The organism is Halomonas sp. AOP43-D1-4 (assembly GCF_052446175.1).
Taxonomy (GTDB): Bacteria; Pseudomonadota; Gammaproteobacteria; order Pseudomonadales; family Halomonadaceae; genus Vreelandella; species Vreelandella citrativorans.
On record NZ_JBQSVY010000015.1, the window covers coordinates 56515 to 64151 of the forward strand.

The window sequence follows — 7637 nt, forward strand, 5'->3', positions numbered from 1 at the left end:
CATGGAATGAAACGATGGAATCAAAAATAAACAAAGGGGTGCTTCCTATCCGGGTGGCGATTTTAACCGCGTTAGGAGCAGGAGTAGGGATGGTGTTGCCCAATTCTGCGTCGGCACAGTTGCAGCAGGAATCAGCCGAATTACTGACCTCTTCGGTGCGAGCGTCTTTACCTCAACAGACTGCAACGCCCGTTGGCACGACGTCTGCCGGAACTGAGCCAGGGGTCGAAGCACTGGAGCCGATTATTGTTCAGGGATTCGGTTTTCATCAGGAGATTGCAAAGACCGCTGGATCGATTGCCGTTTTGCGTAGTGATGATATTGAAGCGATGAATCTGACGGAGCTATCCGAATTGAATGCGCGCGTTCCGGGCGTCACCTTGGTCAGCTCATTGACCGGCGGGCCCAAGTATCCCTATATACGCGGTATTGGTAAGTTCTCGGAAATTTTTGGTCGCAGCGTTGCGGTCAATATCGATGGCATTCCCCAAAGTCTGGTGGAATTGCAAAATCCGGCCATTTCAGGTGATGTCGAACGGATTGAAGTGCTGAAGGGGCCGCAACAAATTTTGAACGGGCACAATGGTCTGTCAGGTGCCATCAATATTTTTACCAGGCAGCCGCAAGAGTCCGAGGGCACCCTGGGTTTCGGGTTGGGATCGGACGGTTACGTCAATACAAATGCTCGTTATCATCATGTGTTTAACGAGGAATTTTCATTGAGCGGCGCATTTTCGATGAATACGGACGATGGCTGGCTGACCAATGTGCGTACCGGCAATACTACAGCGGACCGGGATCGTAAGAATTTTTCATTGACAGGTATCTTTACGCCTACAGATCAAACCAGGATTGTGGCCAATGCGTACGGCTACAATTACCGGGAGAGCGGACCGCTGCTGGTTACTGTCAATCCCCAAACCATGCGTCCTTACCAACATTACAATTCCTATGTGGGCGTGATTGGCGAGGAGCTGGACTTTGGAGAGTTGAGCCACGACACAGATGATTTCACTTACTCGCAAGTACGGGGGGCGAGCGTTGATATTCGTCATGATCTGAACGGAGTTGAATTCCAGTCTACTACCGGGTGGACGTCTTACCGTGATAATGGTTTGCTAGATGTGGACGGCGGTGATCACCCCTTACTGCAATCTGAAATGTCTACGAGTCAGGATAATCACCTGCTTAGTCAAAATCTTCGTTTCAGTAGCAATACAGATGCTGACCTGCAATGGATTGCGGGCGTGGATGGCTATTACAATCGTTATGATTCCACCAAATTAATATTGGGGATGGGTGATATCGATTATGGAACAAATCAGACACAACAAGGGGTGGGCATTTACGGTCAGATGCCATGGTCGCTCAATGAAAAGTTTGATCTCAGGCTGGGTGCAAGATATCAAATCGATAAAACATATGGTGTAGGAAAAGGATTTCAGGACGGAGAAAGCCTCTCTGTGACTGACAAGACGCTGTTGCTCTCGGGCGTTGCGACCTGGCACCTGAACGATCAGTCTCTGGTGTATGGTAGCGTAGCGCAAAGCTATTACCCGACCGGCATTTATGTCATTGACCAGCTTTCGACCTATCATAAGGAAGAAGGGGTAACGGCCGAACTGGGATTTAAAGGACGCTGGTTTGATGACCGTTTATACACTTCCGTGGCGCTTTACGAGTCCCGCTCGAGTAACCCCGTTTATACTCTGGCGTCGCCGTATTCCGTTTGGAGCGTGGACCAGCAGCGCAATCGCGGTTTTGAGGCCGAAGTCAATCTCAGGGTAACACCTGAGTTGGAGGTGGGCGCATCGTACAGCCGTTCCGATCCGGTGATTACCCGCTGGGATGATCATCCCGAACTGGAGGGCGTGCGACCGATGCAAGTGCCCTTAAGCCAGGCTAACGTGAATGCGACATACCGCCGTCATTTTCCGATAGGAAGTGTGACTTCACGCATTGATGTCAATCATATGGGTTCCCATTATGGAGATAATGCCAATACCTACAAGGCGAGGGGGTATACCCTGGCAGACCTATCAGTCGGGCTGGAGCGAGGTCCGCATGCCTTGACCATTTGGAGTAAGAATATTTTCAACAAGCAATACTATTCCCTTGTGTCATGGACAAACCAGTTTGAGGCCCAGGCTGCATATGGTCGAGGTCGCTCGGTGGGTATTAACTATAGTCTGAAATTTTGAATGATGCGAACACACAAGAGATGGTGATGTGGTAATGAAAAAAGACGAGGCGACGGATAGGAATAAACAACAGTCGACCCCCCCCGAGGGGACGCACAGCCCCGGGGTCTGGGAGCTGATCCAACCCATTCGAGCGCGTATGCGCTGGGTATATGCATGTTCGGCTCTCTCTACAATCGCCTCGTTGAGCACAGCACTAATTCTGGCATTTCTGATCCTGAATCTTGAAGAGAATGCGGTTACGCATGCGGGATACTGGATCGTTGCGATGGTTGCCTGCGTGGTACTTTCATTTTGTCTGCGCTTGGCCGCTTTCTACTTATCTCATCTGGCAGCGTTTCGTCTGGAAAATATCCTACGCAAACAACTGAGTGCGCACTTTGCCCGTCTTTCCAATGCGACGATACGAAAACAGGGAACCGGGGCAATGTCCAAAGTATTGGTTGATGACATCCGCGATCTACACGCTTTCGTGGCCGACACGACACCGATGTTTCCACGCGTAATGATTGCGCCGCTTTTCACATTGGGCTTTCTCGTTTGGCTGGACTGGCGGCTAGCCCTAGTGGTGATTGTGATTCTGGTGACCGTGATGCTTTATCTCAGACGGGTCGCGGCCAATAATAGCCAGGCTACTCACGTTTATGGAGAAGCCCGTGAGGAAGTGAATGCGTCGATTGTGGAGTTCATCCAAGCAATGCCGGTGGTGCGTACATTTGATGGGGGGCATTCGACGTTTAGTCGCTATCAGAATGCGCTGGACCGGTTCTCCGCGTTTGTGTCGCGGTGGTACCGCGAAGTGGCCAGTTTCGGCAATGTGCTGATGGTGCTGCTCAATCCGCTGTTCACTTTGACTTTTCTACTGTGGATCGGTGCCTTGTTCTACGGAGACGGAACGTTGGAACTTTGGCGCTGGGTGGGCTTTCTGCTGGTGAGTGCCATACTGGCGGAAACCATCTTACCCTTGCTGTTTATGCAATCGACTCTTCAGAAAATTGCAGAGCCGGTTGAGCGCATTTATGAATTTAACAACTTGCCGACTATCCGGGAAGTTGCTGCTGATAAGGCCAGCAAGCCAGCCGACTATAGCATCGAGTTTGACGGCGTTTCGTATGCCTATGACGAAGCCGGCGAGGCTGCGCTGGAGCAGGTATCTTTTAGTGTGCCGCAGGGCACAGTGACTGCGCTGGTCGGGCCTTCGGGTGCCGGAAAGAGCACGCTGGCCGCGATGCTGCCGCGCTTTCAGGATCCCGACCAAGGCGCTATACGGATAGGCGGGGTGGACATCAGGGATATGACGTTTGATGATTTGTCGCAAATCGTTGGCTTCGTATTCCAAGAGAATTTTCTTTTTTCAGGTAGTATCGCAGACAACATCCGATTGGGCAGTCCCGATGCGTCAGCCAAGGACGTGGAACAGGCAGCCAGAATTGCCCAAGCTCACGATTTCATTATGCCGTTGCCAAAAGGGTACGACACGCCGGTCGGAGAGCGTGGAGTATTTCTTTCTGGGGGTCAGCGCCAGCGTATTACAATCGCCCGAGCAGTATTGTTGGATCGACCGATTCTCGTGCTCGATGAAGCAACAGCCTATGCCGATCCCGAAAATGAAGTTGCTATCACGCAGGCGTTATTTGCATTGATGCGGTCACGTACGGTCATAGTGGTTGCACACCGCCTGTCGCTGATTCGTGATGTCGATCAGGTCGTAGTTCTAGAAAAAGGCCTGCTCCGTGAACGTGGGACGCACGATAAGTTGCTCGTCCAAAACGGATTGTATTATCGCATGTGGGAGCAACGTACGCGAGCTCAGGGCTGGTCAATTCGTCAGTCCTTTATTGATACTTCGGGCCAGGAGCCGTCAGTATGAACACAACCGAAATAGCCATGGAGAATCGCAGGTTCGCGCCAATACGAAAAACCTGGGAATCCCTGATGCGTACTGCGGGTGATCGGGCCCAGTCATTGCGGTCTAGTATCTTTAAATTAGGTTTGTCAGCGGTTCTGCAAGGTTTGGCGTTGGCTAGCATATTACCGTTGATTGACGCGCTGTGTATTACTCATGATATGAACAGTGCGCTGGTCTGGTTAAGCATTTTTACGCTTTGCTTTGCATTTTCAGCGGCGCTGCGATGGCGTGCCTATCATTTTGAGTTCCGTGGCGAGATGATCATGATTACGCAGTTTTTGCGTACCGAGCTTGGGCGCAAGATGCGTCAGATGCCGTTGCAGGATATTCAGGGCGCGCGCTCAGGAGAGTTGATCCATACGCTACTGACCAGTGTGGATAGTACTCTGTCCTATGTTCTGGGTGTGGCCAACGCGATTTTTACGTCGCTGCTCGTGCCGATTATCGTCGCTATCGTTTTGCTTGCATACGACTGGCGGTTATCGTTAGCGCTGCTGGCCGTTTTTCCAGCAATCGTGTTTTTCTACCACCGCAGAAGACCGGCCTTCGGTCAATCGGCGCGCGGCGTTGATGAAGCGCATAAGGCATTATATTCAGATGCGGTGGAATATATTCAGGGCTTGGCTATTTTGAAGGCAGTAGGGCAGGAGAGCGCACAGCGTCATCGCTTGCAGGCCCGATTCGACGATCTGGAAGCCATGCAGCGAAAGGATACACAACTGGGCTCCAGTCCTAATCTATTGATGACGAGCATGGTTGAGCTGGGGATGCTGACGGTGATGCTGCTTGGTGTTTATCTGGTGATGATCGGGCAATTGCCGTTGGCATTACTTGGCGCGTTTTTAGTTATTGTCATTCGCTTTGCCGAACCATTATCCAGTCTGGTGTTATACACCTATATGTTTGATATGCTGGAATCAGCGATGGGCGATCTGGATACCTTGAGAGCGCAGCCTAATCAGGTTGTGTTTGAACCGCAACAGCAGCCCCGGGATTATGGAATTGAGTTCAGCCAGATGTCGTTTCAGTATGCCAATAGCAATAAGGTCGGTTTGTGTGATGTCTCCTTATCTATTCCTGAACGCTCCATGACGGCTATCGTCGGGCCATCGGGGGCCGGCAAAACGACATTAATGAAACTAATGCAACGTTATGCAGACCCTCAGTGTGGGGCGATACGGATTGGTGGCGCCGATATCCGTCACATGAGCGCAGCCGAATTAAGCGGGCTTGTGTCGGTCGTTTTCCAGGATGTCTATTTATTTAACGATACGGTGCTGCACAACATTCATATCGCCAGGCCGTCGGCAACCCGGGAAGAGGTACAGCAAGCGGCTCGCCTGGCTAATTGTGACGAGTTTGTGCAGGCCTTACCGCAAGGCTATGAGACTATTGTGGGCGAACGCGGCGGGAATCTGTCGGGCGGAGAGCGCCAGCGTATCAGTATTGCACGCGCCATTCTCAAAGATAGTCCTATTCTTGTACTGGATGAGCCCACCGCATCTCTGGATGTAGAGAATGAAACGCTAGTGCAGGGCGCGCTGAATTATCTGGTGAAGAGTCGTACCGTCATAGTGATTTCCCATCGGCTGTCCACGGTGCAGGGAGCAGACAGGATTGTTGTGCTCGAAGCGGGACGTGTAACCGAGTGTGGTAATCACAATGCGCTGATGGCACGGCAGGGTACCTACTATCGTATGCAAATGGCGCAGTGTTCTACTGCATAGTCCGGTGAAAGCCGATCTGATGGAAAAAAGACCGGTATTTTCTTGTTTCAATCTTGGACTCAAGCAATAAGTGCAGCACCTGGGGTATTTAGAGCTTCTGAGCACTCTCCCAGTAACACTTGTGCCAGCATCCTATATAGCCAAGTCGTTTTCGCGGTCATTCAGCTTTTCGACCACCCGTCTCACCTCGGCATCGGTGACATGCCGAAAGTCCGTTCCAAAAACTGCTTTCAGGCATTCCTGATCGCATAGCACGCTAAATCATGAGTGATGCTCGACCTGTCACCACCGTCTACCGAGAAACTGATTCCCAGCGATCATATCCATCTGCGTGATCAACCTGTACGTCGATTCTCTCGACCTCGAAGCTCTTAGCTTTGAACGTGTGAGGCTGGCGACCGCACGCTCGGGCTACCATCCTACCGACATGCTGAGGCTCTAGCTCGACACCTGCAGCAAAGCCGCTGAGTGTATCGACATCAATCAAAGCGGCAAGCTGGAATTGGTACGCCTTCCGCATATCGAGGAAGCGCGAGTAGACGATATAGTAGAAGGGCGTCAGTAATAATGTCCATGCCAGAAATTCATGAACCAATCTGCCTTATCAAAATGCGCGAAAAACCCCGTACTTCTAATAGCGTGGGCCGCACAAGCGGCCCTAGGTAGGCCTGCTCTGCTGTTCAATGTATTGCCTCACGATAGAAATAGGCGCCCCGCCAACGCTGCCAGCAAAATAGCTAGGGCTCCAAAGGGCGTTCTTTCTGTAAGCAGTCTGGATTAGTTCAGGGTGGTACAGCTTCATCTGACGGCTGGATACACCTTTCAAACTGTTGACCAGCCGAGACACCGCCACCTTGGGTGGGAAGTTGACCAGCAGATGTACGTGGTCTTCCTCGCCATTGAACTCTTCTAGATCTGCCTCGAAATCTTTGCATACATCGCGCAATATCCTTTCCAGCGTGGTGAGTTGGGTTGCGTTAAACACCTTGCCGCGGTACTTAGTGACGAAGACCAAATGAGCGTGCATAAGGGAAACGCAGTGGCGACCTGTTCTGATAGCTTGTTTGTTGTCCATAGACCAAGTATACTCTAAGGCATGAAACAGACCAAGACCCTCAAGGTCAGAGTGAAGGACAAACACGCATCAGAGCTGAACCGCATGGCTCGTAGCGTGAAGAACTACTTGAACGAACTGTCATCCCGAACCATTCGGGAGAATGGTCTGTTTCTGTCCGCCTACGACATGCACCCCTATACCAAAGGTGCCGGCAAGGACCTCGGCCTGCACAGCCAGACCTTGCAGTGTGTTGCCGCCGAATACGTCGTCCGTCGCAAGCAATTCAAGAAGACTCGCCTACAGTGGCGTAAGTCTCGGGGTGTGAGACGCTCACTTGGCTGGATTCCGGTCAATACCGGCGCGGCCAAGTGGAAGAATGGGCAGGTATTCCACAACGGCAACCATTTCAAGGTCTGGGATAGCTACGGCCTGTCGAAATACAAATTCCGCTCAGGATCCTTCAACGAAGACAGCCTGGGCCGCTGGTACTTCAACGTCGCAGTTGACGTAGAGGTCAAGCCATCTACTGGGCAGGGAGCTGTCGGCATCGACCTTGGGTTAAAGGACGTAGCTACCTGTAGCGATGGCTCCAAGATGGAAGAAGGTCGGTTCTATCGTGACCTTGAGCTGATGAAAACAGGATTCCGTGCCGCCCTGATCAAGGTAGAGCAGCGATCAGCTTACTACGAAGCGTTGGATACTGCGCACTATACCAGCGATTACGATCCTTTCGTTGACGCTGC

General features: G+C 51.6%; 5 protein-coding genes and 1 pseudogene. 4 read left to right on the forward strand and 2 right to left on the reverse strand.

Annotated elements, in window-relative coordinates; translation table 11 throughout:
- Positions 1-14 precede the first annotated feature (14 nt).
- From ACT3RQ_RS15230 to ACT3RQ_RS15240, 3 genes are all read left to right on the forward strand, one after another.
- Complete coding sequence (locus tag ACT3RQ_RS15230; RefSeq protein ID WP_192536197.1) at positions 15-2201, forward strand: TonB-dependent receptor; 2187 nt, start codon at positions 15-17, stop codon at positions 2199-2201.
- 34 nt (positions 2202-2235) lie between these two features.
- The gene (locus tag ACT3RQ_RS15235; RefSeq protein WP_192536198.1) at positions 2236-4071 is read left to right on the forward strand and encodes an ABC transporter ATP-binding protein; all 1836 of its coding nucleotides are present in this window, start codon (positions 2236-2238) and stop codon (positions 4069-4071) included.
- Between the two features lie 65 nt (positions 4072-4136).
- Complete coding sequence (locus tag ACT3RQ_RS15240; RefSeq protein ID WP_226912231.1) at positions 4137-5837, forward strand: ABC transporter ATP-binding protein; 1701 nt, start codon at positions 4137-4139, stop codon at positions 5835-5837.
- A 59-nt stretch (positions 5838-5896) separates the two neighbouring features.
- Here the strand turns inward: ACT3RQ_RS15240 and ACT3RQ_RS15245 are convergent.
- Together ACT3RQ_RS15245 and tnpA are read right to left on the reverse strand one after the other, a co-directional pair.
- Positions 5897-6056: pseudogene (locus ACT3RQ_RS15245) on the reverse strand (IS30 family transposase); the annotation flags it as partial.
- Positions 6057-6495: 439 nt separating this feature from the next.
- Positions 6496-6912, reverse strand: coding sequence for an IS200/IS605 family transposase (tnpA, locus tag ACT3RQ_RS15250; protein ID WP_192536200.1), 417 nt, complete (start codon positions 6910-6912; stop codon positions 6496-6498).
- Positions 6913-6933: 21 nt separating this feature from the next.
- Between tnpA and ACT3RQ_RS15255 the strand changes: the two genes are divergently transcribed.
- Positions 6934-7637 (forward strand): hypothetical protein (locus ACT3RQ_RS15255; RefSeq protein ID WP_443596254.1); only part of this gene is annotated, 704 nt, incomplete at its 3' end.